At 58.9% G+C, this 23,678-nt stretch carries 22 protein-coding genes and 2 tRNA genes; 15 read left to right on the plus strand and 9 right to left on the minus strand.

Annotated features, from left to right (window positions below):
- Nucleotides 1-128: 128 nt before the first annotated feature.
- Nucleotides 129-1,754 (plus strand): NADP-dependent glyceraldehyde-3-phosphate dehydrogenase, encoded by a 1,626-nt coding sequence (locus JFT86_RS22145; protein WP_122595724.1) that lies wholly within the window; start codon nucleotides 129-131, stop codon nucleotides 1,752-1,754.
- A gap of 46 nt (nucleotides 1,755-1,800) precedes the next feature.
- The gene (locus JFT86_RS22150) at nucleotides 1,801-2,841 is read left to right on the plus strand and encodes an FUSC family protein (RefSeq protein ID WP_201238644.1); all 1,041 of its coding nucleotides are present in this window, start codon (nucleotides 1,801-1,803) and stop codon (nucleotides 2,839-2,841) included.
- A 3-nt stretch (nucleotides 2,842-2,844) separates the two neighbouring features.
- Here the strand turns inward: JFT86_RS22150 and JFT86_RS22155 are convergent, their stop codons facing one another.
- Nucleotides 2,845-3,738 (minus strand): DMT family transporter, encoded by an 894-nt coding sequence (locus JFT86_RS22155; RefSeq protein ID WP_201238334.1) that lies wholly within the window; start codon nucleotides 3,736-3,738, stop codon nucleotides 2,845-2,847.
- A 149-nt stretch (nucleotides 3,739-3,887) separates the two neighbouring features.
- On the opposite strand from JFT86_RS22155, the gene JFT86_RS22160 reads away from it, so the two are divergent.
- The gene (locus JFT86_RS22160) at nucleotides 3,888-4,325 is read left to right on the plus strand and encodes an Lrp/AsnC family transcriptional regulator (protein WP_201238335.1); all 438 of its coding nucleotides are present in this window, start codon (nucleotides 3,888-3,890) and stop codon (nucleotides 4,323-4,325) included.
- Between the two features lie 119 nt (nucleotides 4,326-4,444).
- Here JFT86_RS22160 and JFT86_RS22165 read toward each other — a convergent pair whose 3' ends face one another.
- Together JFT86_RS22165 and JFT86_RS22170 are read right to left on the minus strand one after the other, a co-directional pair.
- Nucleotides 4,445-5,797 carry a hypothetical protein gene (locus tag JFT86_RS22165; protein WP_201238336.1) on the minus strand — a complete coding sequence of 451 codons (1,353 nt, stop codon included), beginning with the start codon at nucleotides 5,795-5,797 and terminating at the stop codon, nucleotides 4,445-4,447.
- Between the two features lie 417 nt (nucleotides 5,798-6,214).
- Complete coding sequence (locus JFT86_RS22170; RefSeq protein ID WP_008081508.1) at nucleotides 6,215-6,886, minus strand: Bax inhibitor-1/YccA family protein; 672 nt, start codon at nucleotides 6,884-6,886, stop codon at nucleotides 6,215-6,217.
- Between the two features lie 122 nt (nucleotides 6,887-7,008).
- Here JFT86_RS22170 and JFT86_RS22175 point away from each other — a divergent pair.
- Nucleotides 7,009-7,096: transfer RNA gene (locus JFT86_RS22175), tRNA-Ser, on the plus strand.
- Between the two features lie 155 nt (nucleotides 7,097-7,251).
- Here JFT86_RS22175 and JFT86_RS22180 read toward each other — a convergent pair.
- The gene (locus JFT86_RS22180) at nucleotides 7,252-8,334 is read right to left on the minus strand and encodes an efflux transporter outer membrane subunit (RefSeq protein ID WP_242489320.1); all 1,083 of its coding nucleotides are present in this window, start codon (nucleotides 8,332-8,334) and stop codon (nucleotides 7,252-7,254) included.
- Nucleotides 8,335-8,362: 28 nt separating this feature from the next.
- Between JFT86_RS22180 and JFT86_RS22185 the strand changes: the two genes are divergently transcribed.
- The gene (locus JFT86_RS22185; RefSeq protein WP_201238337.1) at nucleotides 8,363-8,740 is read left to right on the plus strand and encodes a hypothetical protein; all 378 of its coding nucleotides are present in this window, start codon (nucleotides 8,363-8,365) and stop codon (nucleotides 8,738-8,740) included.
- Here the strand turns inward: JFT86_RS22185 and JFT86_RS22190 are convergent.
- Entirely contained in the window at nucleotides 8,689-9,396 is a 708-nt protein-coding gene (locus JFT86_RS22190; RefSeq protein ID WP_347340320.1) for an FCD domain-containing protein, read from the minus strand. The genes JFT86_RS22185 and JFT86_RS22190 overlap by 52 nt on opposite strands.
- Before the next feature lie 177 nt (nucleotides 9,397-9,573).
- Here JFT86_RS22190 and JFT86_RS22195 point away from each other — a divergent pair, with 177 nt between their 5' ends.
- The 5 genes from JFT86_RS22195 to JFT86_RS22215 all read left to right on the plus strand — a co-directional run bounded on the left by JFT86_RS22195 (nucleotide 9,574) and on the right by JFT86_RS22215 (nucleotide 15,891).
- Nucleotides 9,574-10,407 (plus strand): fumarylacetoacetate hydrolase family protein, encoded by an 834-nt coding sequence (locus tag JFT86_RS22195; protein WP_201233543.1) that lies wholly within the window; start codon nucleotides 9,574-9,576, stop codon nucleotides 10,405-10,407.
- An 82-nt stretch (nucleotides 10,408-10,489) separates the two neighbouring features.
- Complete coding sequence (locus JFT86_RS22200) at nucleotides 10,490-11,410, plus strand: VOC family protein (RefSeq protein ID WP_201233544.1); 921 nt, start codon at nucleotides 10,490-10,492, stop codon at nucleotides 11,408-11,410.
- Between the two features lie 114 nt (nucleotides 11,411-11,524).
- Nucleotides 11,525-13,144 carry a bifunctional 3-(3-hydroxy-phenyl)propionate/3-hydroxycinnamic acid hydroxylase gene (locus tag JFT86_RS22205; protein ID WP_201233545.1) on the plus strand — a complete coding sequence of 540 codons (1,620 nt, stop codon included), beginning with the start codon at nucleotides 11,525-11,527 and terminating at the stop codon, nucleotides 13,142-13,144.
- A 69-nt stretch (nucleotides 13,145-13,213) separates the two neighbouring features.
- A complete protein-coding gene (locus JFT86_RS22210; protein WP_201233546.1) occupies nucleotides 13,214-14,575 on the plus strand; it encodes an outer membrane beta-barrel protein in 1,362 nt (453 codons plus the stop codon).
- Between the two features lie 59 nt (nucleotides 14,576-14,634).
- Nucleotides 14,635-15,891 carry an MFS transporter gene (locus tag JFT86_RS22215; RefSeq protein WP_201233547.1) on the plus strand — a complete coding sequence of 419 codons (1,257 nt, stop codon included), beginning with the start codon at nucleotides 14,635-14,637 and terminating at the stop codon, nucleotides 15,889-15,891.
- 1 nt (nucleotide 15,892) lies between these two features.
- Here the strand turns inward: JFT86_RS22215 and JFT86_RS22220 are convergent, their stop codons facing one another.
- Nucleotides 15,893-16,879: an EamA family transporter gene (locus tag JFT86_RS22220; protein WP_201233548.1), complete on the minus strand. Its 987-nt coding sequence runs from the start codon at nucleotides 16,877-16,879 to the stop codon at nucleotides 15,893-15,895.
- Between the two features lie 109 nt (nucleotides 16,880-16,988).
- Here JFT86_RS22220 and JFT86_RS22225 point away from each other — a divergent pair, with 109 nt between their 5' ends.
- Nucleotides 16,989-17,771: a helix-turn-helix transcriptional regulator gene (locus JFT86_RS22225; protein ID WP_201233549.1), complete on the plus strand. Its 783-nt coding sequence runs from the start codon at nucleotides 16,989-16,991 to the stop codon at nucleotides 17,769-17,771.
- A gap of 115 nt (nucleotides 17,772-17,886) precedes the next feature.
- A complete protein-coding gene (locus JFT86_RS22230) occupies nucleotides 17,887-18,096 on the plus strand; it encodes a hypothetical protein (RefSeq protein WP_201233550.1) in 210 nt (69 codons plus the stop codon).
- Between the two features lie 212 nt (nucleotides 18,097-18,308).
- On the opposite strand, the gene JFT86_RS22235 is transcribed toward JFT86_RS22230, so the two are convergent.
- Nucleotides 18,309-18,722, minus strand: a complete 414-nt coding sequence (locus tag JFT86_RS22235) for a cupin domain-containing protein (protein WP_201233551.1) — start codon at nucleotides 18,720-18,722, stop codon at nucleotides 18,309-18,311.
- 124 nt (nucleotides 18,723-18,846) lie between these two features.
- Entirely contained in the window at nucleotides 18,847-19,755 is a 909-nt protein-coding gene (locus JFT86_RS22240) for a transcriptional regulator GcvA (protein ID WP_201238338.1), read from the minus strand.
- Nucleotides 19,756-19,864: 109 nt separating this feature from the next.
- Between JFT86_RS22240 and gstA the strand changes: the two genes are divergently transcribed.
- The 3 genes from gstA to JFT86_RS22255 all read left to right on the plus strand — a co-directional run bounded on the left by gstA (nucleotide 19,865) and on the right by JFT86_RS22255 (nucleotide 23,263).
- Nucleotides 19,865-20,476 (plus strand): glutathione transferase GstA, encoded by a 612-nt coding sequence (gstA, locus tag JFT86_RS22245; protein WP_201238339.1) that lies wholly within the window; start codon nucleotides 19,865-19,867, stop codon nucleotides 20,474-20,476.
- A gap of 149 nt (nucleotides 20,477-20,625) precedes the next feature.
- Complete coding sequence (locus JFT86_RS22250) at nucleotides 20,626-21,006, plus strand: RidA family protein (RefSeq protein ID WP_201238340.1); 381 nt, start codon at nucleotides 20,626-20,628, stop codon at nucleotides 21,004-21,006.
- A gap of 268 nt (nucleotides 21,007-21,274) precedes the next feature.
- Nucleotides 21,275-23,263, plus strand: coding sequence for a U32 family peptidase (locus JFT86_RS22255; RefSeq protein WP_201238341.1), 1,989 nt, complete (start codon nucleotides 21,275-21,277; stop codon nucleotides 23,261-23,263).
- Nucleotides 23,264-23,378: 115 nt separating this feature from the next.
- Here the strand turns inward: JFT86_RS22255 and JFT86_RS22260 are convergent.
- A tRNA-Gln gene (locus tag JFT86_RS22260) sits at nucleotides 23,379-23,453 on the minus strand.
- Nucleotides 23,454-23,678: the final 225 nt, after the last annotated feature.

Raw genomic sequence — 23,678 nt, forward strand, 5'->3', positions numbered from 1 at the left:
CCGCCCTCTGTTCTGCGCCTTTGCGTGACATTAGCGTGACATTTGCGGGTTTAAATTTCGGCGCATTCAGGCGTATAACCTGTACAGACTTTTTGTTTTGCACGCGGACATCAACACGGGGTAGCGACATGACCACAGCAAACATCCTTGGCAACCTGTTCCCTTCTGTCAGCGACATCCCGGAAAAATACCGCCTCGACGCTCAGGTCGAGCAACGCGAATACCTCGTCGACGGCCAGTTGCGCCGCTGGGACGGCCCGCTCGCCACGGTGCGCAGTCCGGTCTATCTGCACGGCGAAAACGGCGACGAGCAAGTGATCCTCGGCAGCACGCCGCTGCTCGATGCCGACACCGCCCTCACCGCCCTCGACGCCGCCGTCCGCGCTTACGACCGTGGTCAGGGCCTGTGGCCGACCATGCGCGTGGCCGAACGTATCCAGCACGTCGAAGCCTTCCTCGGCCGCATGCGCCAGCAACGTGATGCTGTGGTGAAGCTGCTGATGTGGGAAATCGGCAAGAATCTGAAGGACTCGGAAAAAGAGTTCGACCGCACCTGCGACTACATCGTCGACACCATCAATGCGCTCAAGGAACTCGACCGTCGCTCCAGCCGTTTCGAACTGGAACAGGACACGCTTGGGCAGATTCGCCGCGTACCGCTCGGCGTGGCGCTGTGCATGGGCCCTTACAACTATCCACTCAACGAGACCTTCACCACGCTGATCCCGGCGCTGATCATGGGCAACACCGTGGTGTTCAAACCGGCCAAACTCGGCGTGCTGCTGATTCGTCCGCTGCTTGAAGCGTTCCGCGACAGCTTCCCGACTGGCGTGATCAACGTGATCTACGGCAGCGGCCGCGAAACCGTCAGCGCACTGATGGCCAGCGGCAAGATCGACATCTTCGCCTTTATCGGCACCAACAAGGCCGCCAGCGACCTGAAGAAACTGCACCCGAAACCGCATCGCTTGCGTGCGGCGCTGGGCCTCGATGCGAAGAACCCCGGCATCGTCTTGCCCGAAGTCGATCTGGACAACGCCGTCAGTGAAGCCGTCACCGGTTCGCTGTCGTTCAACGGCCAGCGCTGCACCGCACTGAAGATCCTCTTCGTGCATGAGGACGTGGTCGACAGCTTCATCGAGAAATTCAACGCGAAACTGGCCACCCTCAAACCGGGCATGCCGTGGGATAGCGGTGTGTCGCTGACGCCGCTGCCGGAGTCAGGCAAAGTCGATTATCTGCACGGTCTGGTGGCGGATGCGCGCAGCAAGGGCGCGGAAGTGGTCAACCCGAATGGCGGCGAGTCCCGCGAGTCGTTCTTCTATCCGGCAGTGCTGTACCCGGTGAACCCGCAGATGCGCGTGTACCAGGAAGAGCAGTTCGGCCCGGTGGTGCCGATCGTGCCGTACCGTCACCTCGATACGGTGATCGATTACGTCCTGGAATCGGATTTCGGCCAGCAGTTGAGTATCTTCGGCACCAACCCGGTGGCGGTCGGCAGACTGGTCGACACCTTCGCCAATCAGGTCGGGCGAATCAACCTCAACGCGCAATGCCAGCGTGGGCCGGACACCTACCCCTTCAACGGCCGCAAGAACTCCGCCGAAGGCACGTTGTCGGTACACGATGCGCTGCGGGTGTTCTCGATCCGCACGCTGGTGGCAACCAAGTTCCAGGACAGCAACAAGGATCTGATCAGCGAGATCATTCGCGGACGTGATTCGAGCTTCCTGACCACTGACTACATTTTCTGACGAGGGCCTCGCACTGAGTACGTTCAGCACCCACCGACTGCCACCGCTGTTGCGCCGAATCCTGCGTCCGCTGCTGGACCCGTACCGGCGCTACCGACACGCCCGAGTGATCCACGCGGTGCGGGTGGCATTGGGGTTGCTGGCGACGATTCTGCTGACCACCGGCATCAATCTGCCCCACGGTGAATGGGCCTCGGTGACCATGCTGGTGGTGATCGGCGGTTTGCAGCATCACGGCAACATCGGCAAGAAAGCCGCCGAACGCGCCACCGGCACGTTGATTGGCGCCGGCGTCGGTCTGTTGCTGGTGGCGCAACAGGCGTGGCTCGGCATGCCGTGGCTGACCTACTTTGCCATGGCCGTGGTCTGCGGTTTCTTCTCTTATCACGCGATTGGCAAGGGTGGTTATACCGCCCTGCTCTCGGCAATCACCGTGTTCATTGTCGCCGGGCATGGCGACAACCCCATTACGGATGGATTGTGGCGCGGGGTCGATATTCTGATCGGCATTGCCCTCGCTTTGGCATTCTCTTTCGCCCTGCCGCTGTACGCGGTGTACTCGTGGCGCTACAACCTGGCGGATGCCCTGCGCGACTGCGCCACGGTGTACGGACGGATCATCAGCGGCCAGCCGGTCAGCGCTGACGAGCACTTGAAACTGATGAGCCGCCTGGGCGCCGTGATGGTGCAATTGCGTTCGCTGATGCCGTCGGTGTCCAAGGAAGTGAAGATTTCCATGACTGAACTCGATGCGATCCAGCGCAACCTGCGCATGTGCATCAGCACCCTGGAAATCCTCGGCAACACCCGCCCTGATGCCAACGACCCGCAGGCGATGATCCATCTGCAATCGGCGTTGAAGGCTGAGCATCGAGTGGTTCGCGTGCAATTGATTGGTATGGCGCGCGCGTTGAAGTCCGGCGCGACGCAACGGCTGGAGCGACCGCTGGAATGGCCCGATGCCAATCTCGATGCGCCGGTCTACAGCGCCCTCGATGGCTATCGATTGTTGACCCGGCAACTGGCGGCCAACATCGCCGAGATGCGCCAGCGCCTGGCGAAAACCGCACCGCGCTGGAACATCTGAGAGCTACCGCGCGAGCAGACGCCGTGCCTTGAAGCCCCAGCCCTGTTGCATGCCGGCAGCAGCCAGCAAAATTGCCGCCACACCCAGCCATTGCAGGGTTTCCAGGCGATGACCGAAGGCGAACCAGTCAACGAAGATCGCCGCAATCGGATAGATAAACGACAGTGCGCCGGTCAATGCGGTCGGCAGTTTCTGGATCGCGCCGTATAGCAGCACGTACATCAAACCTGTGTGGACGATGCCCAACGTGATCAGACTGGCCCAAGCACTCGGCGCTTGCGGCAATGCCGAAAAGTGCGCGAACGGCGCGAGCAACAGCACACCCGTGCAGACCTGAACCAGTGCAATCAGGTGCGGTGGCGTGCCGGTCAGGCGTTTGATGATCAACGCCGCAATCGCATAGAGAAACGCCGCGCCTAAGGCCAGTCCGATGCCCAGCAGATAATCGCTACCGCCCTCGCCTTGCTGGCCATGGGCGCTGACGATCGCCAACATGCCCATGAACGAAATCGCCAGCCAGAACAGTTTCTGCAGGGTGATTTTTTCGCCGAGAAACAGCGCCGCCAGACCGACCAGCATGAACGGCTGCACGTTATAAACCGCCGTACCAATGGCAATCGAAGCCCGCGAATACGAGGCGAACAACAGTACCCAGTTACCGACAATCGCCACGCCGCTGAGCACGGCCAGCAGGAATGTCGTGCGGGTCAGAATGCCCGGCCGCAGAAAGCCGAATACCGCGCAGATCAACAACAAAGTGCCTGCGCCGAACACGCAACGCCAGAACACCACGTCCAGCACCGGTTGCCCGGAAACCAGCACGAACCAGCCGATCGTCCCGGATATCAGCATGGCAGCGGTCATTTCAAATGAGCCGCGACGGATTGTTTTGTCCACCATCAATCTCCTGTGCATTTGTCGAAAGCGTGGCAAAAGTATGCCAAGCCAACTCAGAAGCGCTCCAGCGTAAAAAGCAGGCTAAACTGGTTTTCTGCCTTTTTTATCGAGGGTGGTTTTCGTTATTCGCCTAATACCGGAGTTTCGCCGTGACCGACGACATCGATCAGATTCTTATCAGCGCCTTGATGGCGGATTCGCGCCGTTCGCTCAAGGCTCTGGCGCAGATCAGCGGCTTGTCTTCGCCCAGCGTCGCCGAGCGTTTACGTCGACTGGAAGAGCGCGGCGTGCTCACGGGCTACACCGTCGAGATCGACCCCAAGTGCTTTGGCTATCAATTGCAGGCCATCGTGCGGGTGCGACCGCTGCCGGGGCAATTGCAGGAGGTTGAGCGGCAGATTATGTCGATCCCGGAATTCACCGAGTGCGACAAGGTCACCGGCGAGGACTGCTTTATCGCCCGACTGCACGTGCGCTCGATGGAGCAACTGGACACCCTGCTCGACCGTCTCAATACCCTGGCCGAAACCAATACGGCGATCGTCAAGAAAACCCCGGTCAAGCGTCGTTTGCCGCCGATGGCCTGAGGGCTTTTTCGTGATGTTCTGCGTGGGTTGCCGTTGTCTTACGCCATCTATAAGCAGCGGCATTTTGATCAACTGATTGAAAACCTCCGGACGCCGAGGCATCCGGAGATTATCGCGGTTTACTCGAGCAATTGTTGCAGGCTTGGGTCACGAATCACTTTTTGCTGTGGCTGCGAGGTGTCATCGCCAGCCTTGAGCATTTTCAGTTTCAGGTTCTGCACTTTCGCGCAAGCATTCTTGCCGTCAGCGTAGATCCCGCTCATGTCGCACTTCCACTCGTAGTAATTAATCAGCCCACCCGACAGTTGCAGGCTGTAGTCGGTGCTCTTGGTGCCGGGCGTGAACGGGTGGCCGGCCGGAATATTCTGGAACCACTTCATCCATTCCGGCGTACCCGGTTTCGGCGCATTCGCCTGGAACGTCGGGTTCATGATTGCCACTTGCGGGCTCTCGGCGGTGGCGTGGCAACTGAGGCATGAGCTGTTGGGATTGTCCACCGGGCCATTGAGGCGACCGTTCCAGCCCAGGTGGGTGGGTGGCAGCTCCTTGGTATTGGCGTTGATAGCGGTCTGTTGCAGCGCGGTGTTGATCTTGGTGACGGTCGGCTGGGGGTTGGTGAAGTCGTTGCCGGTTTCCTTCGGATCGTTGCCCCACATGATCCCTACCGGCACCAGGTTGTCCCAACCGGGTTTACCGGTTTTCTCGCCGTTGTACTGGAACGTGCCGAAAATCCAGCCGGTATCACTCATGCGCGTGTCCCGCACGGCGATGTCCATCTGGATCAGCGCGACGTCTTTGACCTTGCGATTGGCTGAGGTGAAGGTGTCGGTGATATAGCCTTTCCACAGAACCGGATTGACCAGGAATGGCACGGTGCTGCGGTCGATGTCGGCGAACAGCGCTTTGCACACTACGGTGCCGTTTGGGAAGCTGTTGGGTTGCGAGGTGAAGCTCGGATCCGGGTTGTTCGGATCTTTCCAGACCTGGCCGATGGTGTAGGCGCCGATGTCGTTGTAGATGCCCACCGCATACGTCTGACCGGTGGCCGTCTGCGTCGAGGCCAGTTGCTTGACCTGAATCTGCGCTTCCTTGGTCAAGCCGTGAATACCTTCGCGCCCCAATGGCCCGTAATGCTGCCACGGCATGTGATACCACTGGCGCAGCTTGTTCTTCTGCACATCCCAATCAACCTCGACGTTGCCTTCGAGGCAGTACTGTTTGACGTCCTCCAGATAGCCGCGCCAGTTTTCAAAATCGTTGTTCGGCTTTGTCGGCAACTTCTTGAAGAACCCGGGCAACGGCACTTGCGGAGGTTTGGCCGGATAACTCTGGCTGAGTTGAAACAACGGGCCAGAGTATTGGCTGCTCGGGGGTTGATACCCGAAGTCGGGATAGACGCCGGCGAGGGTCGAAGCACTGAACAGCGCGGTAGTCACGGCCAGTACAGCCAGTTTTCCTTGGGGCTGGTTCATCGATGATCTCCTTGTCTTGGGACAACGCCTGTTCTGGTCCGAGACATGCCCGGCCAGCAGGGCCTCCATTATTGTTTTTACTATCAGTGTCCCGGTCCTATGACCGGGGTACGGTCACGGTTCAATCGCTTTTTGGGTGAGCTATCTCCTTTTTACTGGACGAACGAACACCATCGATCCCGGCCGAAAGGCCAGGCAGTCGACTTCAAGGGGAGGCAAACGTCAGGGGGAGACGCACGAGGGATCTTGCATTCCGACTCCTGTCGATCAACTGCTCTTCCTTGCTGTTAGGTGTAGGTTATTTCCGCAAAGGTGCCATCATTTTCAGATCATTTTGTAGGTAAAAGGCCAGGAGGCTTTTCTCCAGGCAACAAAAAACCCGCCGAAGCGGGTTTTCTGTTGAAACGCAGACTTGAATCAGTCGTCGCGGCTCATGATGCCGAAGATCTGCAACAAGCTGATGAACAGATTGTAGATCGATACATACAGGCTGATGGTCGCCATGATGTAGTTACGCTCGCCGCCGTGAATGATGGCGCTGGTCTGGAACAGAATGCAGACCGACGAGAACAGCACGAAACCTGCGCTGATCGCCAGTTGCAGACCGCTGATCTGGAAGAAGAAGCTTGCCAGCGTTGCACCCAGCAGGACGAAGAAACCAGCGGTGATGAAACCACCGAGGAAGCTCATGTCCTTGCGGGTGATCAGCACGTAAGCCGACAGACCACCGAATACCAGTGCAGTCATCGCGAATGCGGAGCTGACCACTTCAGCGCCGCCCTGCATGCCCAGGTAACGGTTGAGGATCGGGCCGAGCAGGAAACCCATGAAACCGGTCAGCGCAAATGCGGACACCAGGCCCCACGCGGAATCACGGAGTTTGTTGGTGAGGAAGAACAGCCCGTAGAAGCCGATCAGCACCACGAAAATGTTCGGGTAGCCAACTCGCATCTGCTGAGCCACGAACGCCATCACGCCGCTGAATGCGAGGGTGAGAGCGAGTAGACCGTAAGTGTTGCGCAGGACGCGGCTAACCTCTAGCTGCTCAGCCTGCACGCTGTTATTAACTGCGTAATCCTGTTCGCGCATGGCGACACTCCTGTTGGTTTGAAACGTTCAGTCGCAAAGATCATAACAGACGCTCTGTAACAAGCCATGCAGAGAGTTTGACAGTGTGTTTCATTCAGGTATTATGGCGCCCGCAACGCAACGGAGGTGTGGCCGAGTGGTTTAAGGCAACGGTCTTGAAAACCGTCGACTGTAACAGGTCCATGAGTTCGAATCCCATCGCCTCCGCCATCTTATGTACGACAAGGCCCTGATTATTCAGGGCTTTGTCGTTTCTGGGGTTTGCTCATCTGCAATCAAGGCTCCAGCGTATAACCCCAACAAAAAAGGCCCATGACAAAAAAACTTCATGGGCCAAGGGAGGATCAGGAATTTTTGATCAGACCCTAAAGTGTCTGGCTCCCCACGACCTCACCACCACCAAGTGCTTTGTACAGTGCAACCAGATTGTTGATACGCGACAGTCTGGTCTGCACCAGGGTCTGCTGAGCGCTGTAAAAGCTGCGCTGTGCATCCAGGGTGTTGAGATAGGTATCGACACCTTCTTCATAACGCTTTTGCGCCAATTGATAGCTGCGCTGATTAGCCCCAACCAGCTGACTCTCGGCCTTCAACTGCACGTCAAGTGATGCTCGCGTCACCAGCGCGTCGGACACTTCGCGGAATGCCACCTGAATCGCCTTCTGGTAATTGGCGATTTCGATAGACGTGTTCACCTCGGCAACATCGAGATTGGCCTGATTACGGCCCCAGTTGAAAATCGGCAGGTTGATCGACGGAATGAAGCTCCAGGCCCCCTGCCCTCCGGCAAACAATTGACCGAGATCGGAACTCGCCGAGCCTGCCGATGCGGTCAGGCTGATACTGGGGAAGAACGCCGCCCGGGCCGCGCCGATGTTGGCATTGGCCGCTTTCAAGACGTGTTCGGCTGCCAGAATGTCCGGACGATAGGCCAATAGCGCCGAGGGCAGGCCCGGCTGCAGGCCTTCCTCAACGCCGAGTGCGTCGAGTTCGATGGCCGTGAACGACGCTGCGGGCAATGGCTTGCCCACCAGCAACACCAACGCATTTTTGTCCTGCTCGACGGCGCGACCGTAGCGCGCCTCACTGGCTTCGGCGATGCGAACGGTGCTTTCGGCCTGACTCAAATCGAGTTCAGTGGCGACATCCAGGCTATAGCGATTGCGCACCAGTTCGTAGCTATCACGCTGGCTGGTCAACGTCTGGCGGGCAATCGCCAGCAACTGTTGATCGGCCTGCAATTGATAGTACGAGGCGGCGACTTCAGCTATCAGTGCCAGCCGTACACTTCGTCGCGCTTCAAACGTTGCGAAGTAGCTTTCCAGGGCCTGCTGGTTGAGGCTGCGAACGCGGCCAAACAAATCCAGTTCATAGGCGGTGAATCCAACACCGGCGCTGTACTGATGAGTCGTGCCGGTCGCCCCGCTCGGCGCAACATCGCCGGGCAAGCAGTTGTCGAGAACGTTGGGCGATGGCTTGCAGCAGATCGTCGCTGACCCGCATCTGCACCGGGTCAGCCTGATCCTGCTGCATCGCACGGAACTGGTCGCTGACAATTATCTGGTGTACTGCCGACTGACGCGCATCCTGAACCGCATCAAGACTTACGTGGTTGCCGTGTTGAACGTGCGCTTCAAAGAAGCCGACGGCTCGCCCTGCCAGGACATTCCGGTCATTGCGACGTCAATCAAAACGCTGCTGACCGGCTCCATGTATGAGTGGCTGCTCAATCAGGCCGAAGTCGATCTCAAACGTATTCCCGCCATGATCGAGGCCCTCTGCTCACCGTTGCAGAGTAAACATCAAACCTCGCTCAGCAGCGCATGCTTGAGCACCGAGTCGGTGGTCGTTTGATAATGCCGGGAGAGCAATTCACACGCCTTGTCGATGTCCTTGGCGAGGGCCGCGTCCATCAACTGGCGGTGTTCATGGGGTACATCGCGATGGCTGCTCTCTGCGTAATGCATCGACAGAAATCGATACCGCGCCGTCTGATCGCGCAGCGACGAACACAAACGCAGCAAGGTCGGCGAATTGCAGCTGGAGATCAGCGCCTGATGAAAACTTTCATGGGCGTTTTCCCACTCAGGTTTCAGCAAGCGTTCCGGGCCTTCGACGATGGTCAGACGATCGAGCCGGTGATGCGCCGCGAGCACCCTGCTCTCCCACTCGACGTCGCCCAGACGAATGGAATCGGCCAGCGCTTTGCACTCGACGTGCAAGCGAACCGCAGTGATGTCGGCAATTTCCGCGGCGGAAATCCGCCCGACACTGAAGCCCTTCTGATCCGCCGCTGACACAAAGCCGCTACTGGCCAGGCGCGATAACGCTTCTCGCAGGGGAATCACGCCCACCGCATAGGCGTCAGCCAGTTCCTTGAGGCGCAGGCGAATGCCCGGGGCCAGCTGTCCATTGATGATGTCCTGGCGAATCCGGGATTCGAGTTGCGAGGCCATGGTGCGCTTTTCAGCAGGCTCCACGGTTTGCCAGTTGATCAGTGGGGAATTCACGGTCGGCTCCTTCTTTGCGTCGTCCGCTTGAATCATACACAGACTCGAAAATTTCTCATATTCGCAGAAATATATATTTTTCTGTTGACCGTATATTTTTTTGGATCTAGTTTTATGACCACGCAGTCGGCTGCCCTGTCACGACCGACTCTTTCCAAACCAACAAGAGAAACCGTCATGCGCTACGTCCGCTTCCTCAATCAAGGTCAACCAGTCCTGGGTGTCGTCACTGCCGAAGGCGTCCGCGTGCTAGGTGCCGAATCCCTTGAGTCGCTACTGGCCCGCGGTGTCGACCTGACCACTCACGGCGCTGAAGCCAACGGCGCGCTGGTCGAGATTGCCGAAGACGCCTATCTGCCATTGATGGCCCGCCCGACCAAAATCGTCTGCGTCGGCCTCAACTACGCCGACCACACCAAAGAATCGCCTTACGCCCAGCCGTCCTACCCGACCCTGTTTCCGCGCTGGAATTCCAGCCTGACAGCGCACAACAAACCGCTGATTCGCCCACGTGTATCCGACACCCTCGACTACGAAGGTGAAATGGCCGTGGTCCTGAAGAGCGGTGGCCGGCACATTCGCAAGGAAGACGCGCTGGAGCACGTCGCCGGTTATGCGCTGTTCAACGAAGGTTCAGTGCGTGATTACCAGTTCATCTCGCCGCAGTGGACGGTTGGCAAAAACTTCGATGACACTGGCGCGTTCGGGCCGGTACTGGTGACGGCCGATGAACTGCCGGCAGGCGGCAAAGGCTTGCTGCTGGAAACCCGGGTCAACGGCAAGGTCGTGCAATCGGCCAACACCAACGACATGCTCTTCGACGTGGCGACCATCATCTCGACGCTGAGCGAAGCGGTCACCCTCGAAGCGGGCGACGTGATTGTCAGCGGCACCCCGGCCGGCGTTGGCTTTGGCATGAACCCGAAGGTGTACCTGAAAGCAGGCGATATCGTCGAAGTGTCCATCGAGGGCATCGGCAAACTGGTCAACCCGGTGGTTGACGAGGCCTGAGCCGACAGCGCTGCAAACTCTGCGCAGGGCGGCCCTCATGCCCTGCGCGCAATAACTACAATAATTAACAATGGAGGCAATCATGAGCGTATCCCATGGTGTGCATTCAATTGATCATTACGCGCTGAACGTTCCCTCGCTGGACGAAGCCTGCCAATTCTTCGAAAGCTTTGGCCTGCAGGTAGAACGTCAACCACAGCAACTCCTCCTGCGCGCGGCGGATGGCCATGTGTGGGCGAAGATCCTGCCCGCCGCGTCCAAGTCGCTGGCTTATCTGAGCTTCAATTGCTATCCGGAAGACTTCGCCGCACTGCGGGGGCAAATCGAACTCGCTGGCGGTCGCTTTGAAGATCGTCAGGAGAGCGGAATCTGGTTCCGCGATCCCGACGGCAACCTGTTGCAGGTCAAGGTCGGTGAAAAAACCATGCCCGACCATAAGTCGGCGCATTGCAGCACCAGCACACCCGCCGACCATCGCGGCGCAACAACCCGAGATGGCCTGGCGCAAGTGCGCCCTCGCCGTCTGTCCCATGTGCTGTTGTTCACCCCGGACGTACTCGGCGCGCTGCATTTCTACGAGCAGGCACTGGGCCTGAGGCTCTCCGACAAGTCGCTGGACATCATCGCCTTCAGCCATGCCCCGCACGGCTGCGATCATCACCTGGTGGCATTCGCCAAAAGCAGCGCCAAGGGCTGGCACCACGCGGCGTGGGAAGTCGACAGCATCGATGAAGTCGGCACCGGTGCCGCACAAATGGCGGATGCCGGCCACACAAAAGGCTGGGGCACCGGGCGCCATTGCCTGGGCTCGAATTACTTTCACTACGTGCAGGATCCATGGGGCTCGTTCTGCGAATATTCGGCAGACATGGACTACATCGGCGAAGGCAGCGAATGGCCTGCCGGCGATTACCCACCGGAAAACTCCCTGTACCTCTGGGGCCCGGACGTCCCGGACAACTTCATTTTCAACACTGAAGCGGACACCCCGGCTCCCGCCTGATCCGCCCTGCCGCACAGCCATTGACCTGACATTCCTGCATGGCGCGAGTCCTCCCGATCGCGCGACGGCCGCGCCATGCCCGGGCATTCATTGCGAAGTACACGAGGCACAGTCATGAATCAGCACATTACAGTCGATGTCGCCATCGCCGGCTATGGCCCGGTTGGCCAGACGTTGGCCATTTTGCTTGGCCAGATAGGTTATTCGGTCGCCGTATTCGAGCGCTGGCCGGCGCTTTATCCGCTGCCGCGCGCGGTGTTCCATGATCACGAAATCCGCCGCGTGTTCCTGTCGATGGGGCTGGGTGAAGAGCTCGCGAAAATATCCCAACCCTCGGCGCGTTATCAATGGTTCAACGCCGACTGGAAAGTGTTGGTCGAGATCGACTGGTCGGCGGAATCGATCAGCGACGGGCCGTTCGGCTACCTGTTCAATCAGCCGTTGCTGGAAGCGGCGCTGGATCGCAAAGCCAAAAGCATCGACACCGTACAGATCCATCAAGGCTGGGAAGCCTCCGCGCTCAAGCAAGACGCCGATGGCTGCGACATGTTGCTCAACCGGGTGATTCGTCAGGACGGCAAGTTCACGCTGGGCGAAGAACAGCGAAGCGTGCGCGCGCGTTATGTGATCGGCGCCGACGGCGCCAACAGTTTTGTGCGCCAGTCGCTCAACATTGAATGGCAGGATCTCGGTTTCCAGGAAGATTGGTTGGTGGTCGACCTGCAACCAAAATCTGGCGTGGAACTGGACGTGCCGGACATCGGCCAATGGTGCAACCCAGAGCGCCCGACCACCATGGTGCCCGGCGGTCCGGGTTTTCGTCGCTGGGAGTTCATGCGCCTGCCCCACGAAACCCTCGAAGAGCTGCAAGACACCGACAAGGTCTGGTCGCTGCTGTCGCGCTGGGTCACCCCGCAGACCGCCGATCTGGTGCGCCACGCGGTTTATCAATTCCGCTCGCGCATCGCCGCCAAATGGCACAGCGGTCGGGTGATGATCGCCGGTGATGCCGCCCACGTGATGCCGCCATTCATGGGCCAGGGCATGTGCTCGGGGATTCGTGATGCCTGGAACCTGTCCTGGCGCCTCGACCTTATGCTGCGCGGTCTGGCCGACAATAGCCTGCTGGACAGCTACACACTGGAACGCAAACCGCAGATTCGAGCAGTGATCGAAGCGTCCATGGCGATGGGCAAAGTGGTCTGCGTGTCCGACCCGGTAAAAGCCGCCGAACGTGACGCCGCGTACTTGAGCGGCAACGTTGCGCCGCTGCCACCGTTCCCCGGTTTGACCGGCGGCCTGTTGCAGGAGGAAAGCCCAGTGCGCGGCATTCTTGGGGTACACGGTTCGATTGAAATCGACGGTCACGTCAACCGCTACGACGATGTGATTCAGCGCGGTTTCCACCTGTTGGTGCGCGGTGACGAAGACCCGTTGGCGCAACTCGACGCGCAGCAACTGGCGTTCATTCGTGGCTACGGCCTGCAAGTCGTGCGCCTCGCGTCACAATCCGACAGCGCCAAAGGCATCTACCGCGACGTGTCCGGCAAGTACTTGCAGTTCATGGCTGAGGCCGGACTCAAGGCCGTCATTGTGCGCCCGGATTACTACTGCTACGGCGGTGTGGCCGAGCTCTCGGCGCTGCCAAAACTGCTCAATTCCCTGCGTCAGCAATTGCAGCAAAACGTCGATCAGCAAGCCGCCGTCAATGACGCCCGAGCCTGCCACGTCTGACACCGAGTTTTCGCGGGCATGGATGCCCACCCCCATCAAAGTTCTGACAACAAAAACAAGAGACAGACAATGCACAACATCAAGGTGAAAGCGCTTGGTGCGGTTCTAGCCGCCTTCGCGACGCTCAATACCCACGCCGCCGAGCCAGCTGAAACGGGCGAAGGCACGCTGTTTCGCAGCCTCTTCGGCGACACGCTGGAAAAGGAATACGGGATAACGGTTTCCGGATTGTTTGACGTCGGTTACTCGCGCAATAACCGCTCCACTCACGACGAACGTCAGGACGGCTTGAGCAATCTGCCGCTGGTGGGTTTCGCTGACGAAGGACTGGAATGGGGTGGCCTGCACCTGTTCGTCGACAAAGCGCTCAAGGGCGACATGATCCCACGTATTACGCCTTTGCCCGGCCCGGCGCCAACCGAAGCATCTTTCGGTTTTACCTTTGAAATGAATTACGGGCGCAACGCCCAATTCGCCCGCACTCAAGGCTGGGACATGCATTGGGACGTCAACTCGCCCGGTGATGACGACCTGGCCAAGGCCCAGCGCGACAAACAAAAATTCCTCGCCATCCCCAACATCGCGGCCACCGCTTATCTGCCCTACGGCCTCGGCATCACGGCCATGGCCGGTGTCTTCGGCCCGGCGCTGGGTTATGAAATCCCGCCGAACATTCGTGCCGCACGCAACCCTTTCGCCAGCAAAACCTACGCGTTCGTCAGCGAACCCGGCACAGTCAGCGGCGTCCTGCTCGGTACTCGTTTATACAACGGCGCGTCGGGAATTCTCGGTGCGGAACTGGGCGTGGTGCAGGGCTGGAATAATTTGCGCGACAACAACGACAGCAAGTCGCTGATGGGCGCGTTGCGCTGGCGCACCGCCGACATGCAAACCTGGATCGACTACGAGTTCATCCTCGGCGATGAACAGAACGACAGTTTCAGCGATGTGCAGGCGCCGACCTCGCGCCTGGTTTCGGCTGACGGCCAATTCAAACAACAGCACTCGCTCAACGGTTGGCATCGCTTCGACGCGAACTGGTCGATGGGGGCCGAAGTGGTATATGGCCGTCAGGACGGTGACGGCAAAGCCAGCACCGTCGACATCATCAACGGCCCCGGTTTCGACGGCGCGCACTGGTGGGGCGCCAACGCGGTGCTCACTTATCAGCAACGCCCGGATCTTTCGTACTCGGTACGCGCCGAGCACTTTGCCGACCCTGACGGTTTCATCCTGCTGCCCGCCTCCACCGCGCGCGGCAACTTCAACGCGGTGACCGCTGGCCTGCGTTATGACCTGAACAAGTACATCTCGCTGCGTCCCGAAATGCGTTACGACGTGTTCGATGGCAATGCCGACGATCATCCGTTCGGCGCCGGACGTGATCGAACCCAACTGACCGGACTCGTCGAGGCCCTGATCTACTTCTAAGCCACCGGCGGCCAGGCTGCTGGTATGGCCGCCTCCCTCAACTCCAACGAGTAACAACCATGAACAACAATAAATCTGCGTGGGATGTTCGCTACGAGTTCAAAGCAGTGGCCTTGCTGGCACTGGGTTTCGGTCTGGTGGGTCTGGATCGGTTCATCATCCTGCCGCTGTTTCCGGTGATGATGAAAGACCTCGGCCTGAACTATCAGGATCTGGGCAACGTGACGGCAATTCTGGGTCTGGCGTGGGGGATTTCTTCGATTTTCATGGGGCGGCTGTCTGATCGTATCGGCAGACGCAAAGTGTTGATCCCGGCGGTTCTGGTGTTTTCGCTACTCGCAGGACTTTCCGGTCTGGCCAGCGGGATCGGCGGGTTGATGCTGATCCGCGCGATCATGGGCATTTCCGAAGGTGCCTTCACGCCGACGGCGCTGGCGGCCACGGCAGAGTCTTCGCACCCGGCACGACGCGGGATGAACATCGGCATCCAGCAAGCGTTTTTCCCGATCCTCGGTTTGGGCCTGGCACCGATCCTCGCCACTCAACTGTTGCTGGTGGTGCCGTCGTGGCGCTGGGTGTTTGTGATCGTATCGCTGCCGGGCTTTCTGCTGGCCCTGGCGATGTACCGGCACTTACGGGAAACCCGTGCCGCCGCACCACAGCAAAACCCCTGCCAGACCGCCGTCGATCAACCGCGCTGGCTCGACGCCCTGCGCTATCGCAACGTGTGGCTGAACATCATCGGCATGTTCTGCATGCTGACGTGCCTGTTTGTCGTCAGCGTGATGATGCCCAATTACCTGATGGACTATTTGCACCTGGACGTACAGCAAATGGGCTTTGTGATGTCGGCCATCGGCCTCGGTGGTTTCCTCGGGCAACTGATCATGCCGGCCGTGTCCGACCGCATCGGGCGCAAACCGGTGGTGCTGATATCGTTCGTCGCCACAGGCATTTTCCTGTGGTTGTTGATGGGTACCGGCGCCGAGCCAATGAAGTTGTTCGCTCTTCTGTTTCTGACGATTTTCTTCAACTTCAGCATGATCTGCATGACGGTCGGGCCACTCACCAGTGAGTCTGTGCCGGCAGCCCTGACTTCTACCGCGACCGGGCTGGTGGTGGGTGTCGGCGAGATCTTCGGCGGTGGCGTGGCGCCGGCCATTGCCGGTTACATCGCCCAGCATCACGGCCTGGAAAACACTCTTTATCTGGCCCTCGGCGCGGTGTTGACGGGATTGCTGGTGGCGACTTTATTGCGCGAAACAGCCCCCGCCAAAGTGGCTGCGCCAGCCGTCGCAAACATCGACAGCGTTTAAGTCACTGACGCCTTTCGGGGAGCGAAAGGATGTCTGAATCGGCGTGCTGTAAACCACAGCACGCCCCGTCATGAACACGCTCTTCAACACGGGCGGTGACCTTCCGCCCGTCCCTGCGAAGACGTCCCCACAATACCTGAGCGCTACCGGAACCCAAGGCCAGTGCCAGCAGCACCAGCAAGATCAAGCCCCAATTGGACGGACTCGGCTGTTGGCCAAGGATGAGCATTGAACTGACGATGCCAAATACCGGAATCAACAGTGACAGCGGTGCCACGCGCGACACCGGATATTCACGCAACAACAGATTCCACCCCCAATAACTGAAGTGCGTCGCGGCATAGACCTGGAACGCCAGTGAAAACAGCGTCATCGCATTGAGCTGCGCAGGTAACGCGGTGAACGGCGCTGCGCCATGCAACAACCACGTCATCAGCAATAGGGGAATGGGTGGGAACAGACTCGCCCAGACCACGAAAGCGAAGATCTCGCGCACTTTCGACACTTTGATAATGATGTTGCCGATGCTCCAGGCTACGGCGCTGGCAATGACCAGCGCAAAACCTGCCGTCGATGCGTCGCCGGGCCTGCACAGCACAATCCCCAGCAAACCTGCGGCAGCGAGCCCACTGGCCAGCCATTGCAGTCGTCGCACGCGCTCGCCGAACAACAGCACACCCCAGCCCAGAGTGAAAAATGCACTGAGCTGGATCAGCAGCGATGCCGTACCGGGCGGCACGCCCCATGCAATTCCCTGGTTGATCATGGCCCACATGGCGACGCCGAAAATCAGACCGTAAGCGGCCACCCAACGAAAGGCTACGCGGGGTCGCTCGACGATAAAAACCCAAGGCAAGGCCGCCAGTGCGAAACGCAATGCAGTCAGCAACAGTGGGTCGATGTCGGCGAGACCGAGGCGCGTCACGGGAAAGTTAATCCCCCAAACGGCCGTCACCAGCACCGCGAGTAAAAGATGTTTCTTCTGCATGGTCAGGCATTTTCCAGAGTTGAGCGTCAGTGCTCGTGCCTGAAGAAATATGCCGACAATCAGACTGGCCCGCTTTCAACCGCAGGCCAGATTTCATTAGAATCGGGCCATGCGCGAAATAACCTTGCCCCCTTACGAAAATACCTCGCACGACGCTGTCGTGACCGCACGTGAATATGCGGACGGAACGCTGTTCCCGACCCACGACCATCCACGTGGACAATTCGCGTACGCGGCTAAAGGTGTCATCACCGTGTTCACCGAACAAGGCAACTGGGTGGTACCGCCCCAACGCGGCATATGGGTACCGGCGCAACTGTCGCACGCGATGCAGATGCGGGGTCCGGTGACGCTGCACAATACCTATATCGACACTGCTGCCGCACAGCGACTCGGTTTGTCGGCGCATTGTCAGGTCGTAGACGTGTCGCCGTTGTTGCGGCAGTTGCTGTTGAAGGCAATCGAAGTGCCTGCGGGATACGTCACCGAGGGCCGCGATGGCCATCTGATGGGGTTGCTGCTGCATGAAATTGCCGCAATGCCTGCCCTGTCGCTGAATGCCCCGCTCCCCGCCGAGCCACGCCTGGCGTTGATCTGCCGCGAGTTCCTCGCCCGGCCTTCACTGGAGGTGGGGATCGATGACATGGCTCGACGCGCGGGCATGAGCCGCCGCAGTTTCACCCGCCATTTTCGGCTGCATACCGGCATAAGTTACGTCGAATGGCGCCAACAGGCCTGCCTGCTCGCGGCGATCATTTTGTTGGGGGAAGGTCAGTCGATCACAGAGGTCGCCATGGTCTTGGGTTACAGCAGCTCAAGTGCATTTGCGACAGTGTTCAAACAGGTATTGGGCGAAGTGCCGAGTCGGTATTTTGCGGGGCGGCCGCAATAAAGTGCAGCCAATAACGCACTTGATTGGGTAAGGGCACAGCCCTTTCGCACGCTTGCCGCGACGGGTTCGTGATAAAACTTACCGAATACGCAACGTTTTGCAGGAACATCATTGAATGCCCAGAAAACAACCGGTCAGTAAAGAGACCGCAACCGCCGCCGACATCGAGCGCTCGATCCAGGCCTTGAACAAAATGGCCGAACGCCTGTGGGGTGACGGTCGAGAAGCCGAGGCCAAAGCGCTTCTCGATGCACTTGATGCGTTAAATAGAGCGCTGGACCGGATCCGGATTGGCGAAAGTCGCAGGGTTGTTACCCTGCATTAAGATCGTCACTGCCGAAATGGCAGGTTCAGGGAAGAATCGATGCGCGTCTTGAAATTACTGCTGGCTGTTGTGTTGGTGCTGTGCAATTTCGACTCTACCTATGAAAAACCGCGCAGAGTCTTTACTGCGGGATTCGTCAGATTCTGCGTGATAGTGGCTCTGATGGAGGTGCTGATACTCCACCAGATTTACTACGGCCAGGGATCTTAGGGCTATGGTTTGAGGATCAACAGTGGCTCGCCTTTCTTGACGATGTAGGTCGCCAACTCTGAGCCCTTGTCCCCGCCGACATTCTTCGCGATATGCGCAACACCCTCCGGGATAAACAGCGAATCGCCAGCCTTCAGCGTCATCGGCGCCCTGCCCTCCAGTTGATATTCGAATGTACCGCTGATCACAAACGCGACCTCGACACCGGGATGCGCATGCCGTGGCGAGGTCACGCCTGGTCCGAAATCGACCCGCGCTTGAAGCACTTCGCGATCGGCGGCGCCGAGGTCCTGACGCACCAGATCGGTACGGCTCAGGCCTTGCTGCCAACTTTTGGGTTGGATGTCAGCGGCGTGTGCGACGCCGGTCAGGGACACGAGTATTGCAGCGGTTAACAGAAGCAATGGACGGCGCATGATGTTGCCCTCTTGAGCGTAAGGTTGGGGTGACCTCTACTCTGCGTGGGGCATGTATGGCGGATGTGTCGTAAAACCCGATGTTTGTTATCGGCGTGTGTATCCGACCGGCGTCGATACACGTTTATACAAACGTTTCGCGGTCTTGCTGCATCGCCAGCAACCATGTTCTCAACGCGACGATTTTTTTCGAGTCCGCTGTTTCGTGTGGCGTCACCAGATAAAACCCCAGATCGTCCTGCAAACGCAGGTCAAACGGCGCTATCAGTCTTCCCGCCCGCAGATCATCATCCACGTAGGTTGAGCGCCCGATGCAGACGCCTTGCCCGTCGATGGCGGCCTGCACCGCCATCATCGCCAGATCGAAGGTCAGCCGGGGCGCTTCGGCCAGTCGAGGGGGCTGCCCCGCCGCGCGTAACCAGAGGTTCCAGTCGTCGGCAGTCATGCCACTGACTTGCAGCATCGTGTCGTTGATCAAGTCGGCGGGCGTGCTCAGTGACTTCGTGCCGTTGAGCAATGCCGGACTGCACACCGGAAAGATCTCGTCGGACATCAAAAAATCGGCACGCAAGCCCTTCCAGTCACCTCGACCATAGCGAATCGCTGCATCAATACCGCCGTGACGAAAATCCACCAGTTCGGTAGATGAACTGACCCGTACATCGATATCGGGAAAGGCCTGTTGAAACGCCGGCAGGCGCTGCAATAGCCACTTGGACGCCACCGACACCAACGTACTGATCGCCAGCACATGGTTGTTGCGCGGCGCCAGCAACTGCTCCGTCGAATAGCGCAATTCATGAAACGCCGAGCGGACGCCCGGCAAATAGGCATGGCCGTTTTCGGTGAGCGCCAGGCCATCCTTGAGCCGCAGAAACAGCGATATGCCTAGCTCGCCTTCGAGTCGGCGGATCTGATGGCTGATTGCGGTCTGGCTGACGTGCAGCTCTTCGGCAGCCTTGGTAAAACTCATGTGGCGAGCAGCGGACTCGAAGGCTCTCAAGCCATTGAGAGAAGGCAACCTGAAAGCCATATGACGCTCCATGCGCATGAAATTTTGTCATACGCTACCACTCGAAATGACCTTTGCGATAGCTGCTGCAACGGTGGACTCTGGCGTCTTCTTTCAGCAAGGAAACGCCATGAAACTGTATTTCGCGCCGATGACCTGTTCGTTGTCGCCACACATTGTGCTGCGGGAACTCGGTCTGCCATTTGAACTGATTCGCGTGAATAACCAGACCAAGCGCACAGCCGATGGCCGCGACTTTCGCGAGATCAACTCCAAGGGTTACGTCGCTGCACTGATGCTGGATAACGGCGAGGTACTGACGGAGGGGCCGGCAATTTTGCAGTTCCTCGCCGACCAGGTTTCCGGGAACACATTGGCGCCGGCTCAAGGCACCTGGCAGCGCACGCGTTTACAGGAACACCTGAACTTCATCAGCAGCGAAATTCATGGCGGCAGCGCGCCGCTGTTCAACCGCGAGATCCCGGAAGCGGTCAAGGCAATCTTCAAGCAAACGCTGTTCAAGCGTCTGGAGTTCCTCAGCCAGCAGCTCGCTGAGCAGGATTATCTGATGGGCACATTCGGCGTGGCCGACGCTTATCTGTTTACCGTTCTGCAATGGCTGCCGGTGTTCAATATCAACATCGAGCATTGGCCGACGCTGGCGGCCTATATGAAAGGCATTGCCGAGCGCCCAAGCGTTCGCTCGGCAATCGCAGCAGAAAACGCCACACAGCCGGTCTGATCTCGCCGCGCCGCCAAGAGACGTGTATCAGCACAATGGTCGGTTTGTTGCTCATGGTCCTGCTCGTTGTCGGTACAGAGCAAACGGGCCATGTCGACGATGAATCTGTAAACTGGCGCGATCCTTACTCACTCGAACAAGAGATCAGCATGGCCAACCAAGACATCACGTTCACTCCGGATCCGGACGCCGACTCCATTTCTTCCGACGTCGCGACCTTCGGCGGGATCATGGTTTCCACCCAGATCCCGACCCGTGCCGATGGCAGCCTGGAACTGGGCGGCATCACCGAACAAAGCGAATGCACACTGCAAGCACTGAAAGTTGCCCTGGAGCGCGCCGGCAGTTCGATGGACCGGGTCATGCATCTGACCATCTACCTCACCGACATGGCTGACCGCGCGGCATTCAACGAAGTGTACAAACGCTACTTCGCCAAGCCGTGGCCTGTGCGTGCGGCAGTTGGCGTTGCCTCCCTGGCCGTTGAAGGCATGCGTGTGGAAGTGACCGCAATGGCCGCCAAGGCCTGATAGTGTAAACACCGCATCATTGTGGGAGCTGGCTTGCCAGCTCCCACAGGTTTTGGTGTCAACCATTGCATCTGTGTCTGGCACAAAACCCTGTAGGAGCTGTCGAGTGGAACGAGGCTGCGATCTTTTGATCTTTGAAAACAAGATCAAAAGATCGCAGCGTGCCGCAGCTCCTACATAGAGCAACCTTCGGGCAGCACAGGCGTGCCGGGCGCGCAATTCGCGGGTAGAATGCGCAGCTAACCGTGACAGCCTGACTAAAAAAACTATGTCCTTGCCCAAGCATCATCTGGAATTGCTCAGCCCTGCCCGCGATGTGGCCATCGCCCGTGAGGCGATCCTGCACGGCGCCGACGCCGTCTACATTGGCGGCCCGAGCTTCGGCGCCCGCCACAACGCCTGCAACGAAGTGAGCGAAATCGCCGATCTGGTGGAATTCGCCCGCAAGTATCACGCGCGAATCTTCACCACCATCAACACCATCCTGCACGACAACGAACTGGAGCCGGCGCGCAAGCTGATCCATCAGTTGTACGACGCCGGTGTCGACGCGCTGATCGTTCAGGATCTGGGCGTGATGGAGCTGGATATTCCGCCGATCGAGCTGCACGCCTCGACCCAGACCGACATCCGTACGCTGGAGCGAGCAAAATTCCTCGACCAGGCCGGTTTCTCGCAACTGGTATTGGCCCGTGAGCTGAACCTGCAAGAAATCCGCGCCATCGCCGACGAAACCGACGCCGCCATCGAATTCTTCATTCATGGCGCGTTGTGCGTGGCCTTCTCCGGCCAGTGCAACATTTCCCACGCGCAGACCGGGCGCAGTGCCAACCGTGGCGACTGCTCGCAGGCCTGCCGTTTGCCGTACACCCTTAAAGATGAAAAGGGTGGCGTGATTGCCTACGAAAAACACCTGCTGTCGATGAAAGACAACAACCAGAGCGCCAACATCCGCGCCCTGGTCGAAGCCGGCGTGCGCTCGTTCAAGATCGAAGGCCGCTACAAGGACATGGGCTATGTGAAAAACATCACGGCCTATTACCGCCAGCGCCTCGACGACGTGCTCGAAGATCGTCCGGACCTCGCCCGCGCTTCCAGCGGCCGCACCGCGCACTTCTTCCTGCCGGACCCGGAAAAGACTTTCCACCGGGGCAGCACCGACTACTTCGTGACTGATCGCAAGATCGACATCGGCGCCTTCGACTCGCCGACCTTCACCGGCCTGCCGGTGGGCACCGTCGAGAAAGTCGGCAAGCGTGACATGCAGGTCGTCACCCATGAACCGCTGTCCAACGGCGATGGCCTGAACGTGCTGGTCAAACGCGAAGTGGTCGGTTTCCGCGCCAACATCGCCGAAGCCAAAGGCGAGTTCGAAGAAGACGGCGAGAAGCGCTACCGCTACCGCGTCGAGCCGAACGAAATGCCAGAAGGCCTGTTCAAGCTGCGCCCGAGCCACCCGCTCAATCGCAACCTCGACCACAACTGGCAACAGGCGCTGCAAAAGACCTCTTCCGAGCGTCGTGTGGCCCTGAGCTGGATGGCTCGCTTACGCGAAGAACAGCTGGAAGTCACCGCCACCAGCGAAGAAGGCATCAGTGCCAGCGTCACCCTCAACGGCCCGTTCGGCGTGGCCAACAAGCCTGAGCAAGCGCTGGAACAGTTGCGTGATCTGCTCGGTCAGCTCGGCACCACGCAGTACCACGCCACCGACATCAAACTCGATGCGCCACAGGCGTTCTTCATCCCGAACTCGCAGCTCAAATCCCTGCGTCGTGAAGTGATCGAAGCCCTGACCGCCGCCCGCGTCGCCGCGCACCCGCGTGGCGGCCGCAAAGCCGAAACCAGCCCGCCGCCGGTGTACCCGGATTCGCACCTGACGTTCCTCGCCAACGTCTACAACCAGAAGGCCCGCGACTTCTATCACCGTCACGGCGTGAAGCTGATCGACGCCGCGTATGAAGCGCACGAAGAGCCAGGCGAAGTGCCGGTGATGATCACCAAGCACTGCCTGCGCTTCTCCTTCAACCTGTGCCCGAAGCAGGCCAAAGGCGTGACCGGTGTGCGCACCAAGGTCGCGCCGATGCAGTTGATCCACGGCGATGAAGTGCTGACGCTGAAGTTCGATTGCAAGCCGTGCGAGATGCACATCATCGGCAAGATGAAAGGCCACATCCTCAACCTGCCGCAACCGGGCAGCGTGGTCGGCCACATCAGCCCCGAAGACCTGATGAAAACCATCCCGCGCGCACCGCACTGAGTGCTTGGCGAGTACGGTGCTTCGGCGCCGTACTCGCCTGCCCTGCTTCGCGGCGGGACAAATCGCAGGCATAAAAAAACGCCAACTTCTTGCGAAGTTGGCGTTTTTCGATATATGGCAGGGGCGGCTGGATTCGAACCAACGCATGGCAGGATCAAAACCTGCTGCCTTACCGCTTGGCGACGCCCCTACTGCTCTTTCCAGCGCCTCGTTGAGGTTCGCTGTGAGAACGGGGCGCAATTTACCAAGGTTTTTCCGCTTTGTGAAGCGCGAAATGAAATATTTTTTGTTTTAAAACAGCGACTTATTATTTTGGCTGGATTCTGGCCACTGATCTGCTGTTTTGGCGCCGTGTATCACACTGTGTACGAACGCCGCCGCGATACATCGCCATTCAACTACGCCCCTCTTCGAC

Source organism: Pseudomonas sp. TH06 (genome assembly GCF_016651305.1).
GTDB lineage: Bacteria > Pseudomonadota > Gammaproteobacteria > Pseudomonadales > Pseudomonadaceae > Aquipseudomonas.